The organism is Aminobacter sp. MET-1 (assembly GCF_026521175.1).
In the GTDB taxonomy this organism is placed as follows: Bacteria; Pseudomonadota; Alphaproteobacteria; order Rhizobiales; family Rhizobiaceae; genus Aminobacter.
In genome coordinates, this window is the sequence record NZ_JAMSHL010000124.1 from 1 (window position 1) to 262 (window position 262).

1 pseudogene is annotated in these 262 nt (G+C 55.7%); it reads right to left on the bottom strand.

Annotation, left to right across the window (positions count from 1 at the left end):
- Positions 1-262, bottom strand: a pseudogene (locus NDO48_RS29300) (copper-transporting ATPase); the annotation flags it as partial.

Below are 262 nucleotides of genomic sequence, written 5' to 3' on the forward strand. Positions count from 1 at the left end.
GCTCGGTTCAGGGCCATACATTCCCCATAACACGAACGTCAGTAGCGCTATTGCCACGACAACGACCACGAAATAGCCTGCAACACTATCGGCGAGTCGTTGCATAGGCGCGCGGGAGCGCTGCGCCTGCGCGACCATTTGTACGATTTGAGACAACATCGTGTCGCTGCCGATTTTTTCGGCACGCATAATCAGGCTCCCGCTGGTATTGATCGTTGCGCCAATCAACGTGTCTCCTGCACGCTTTGTCACAGGTAAGGGC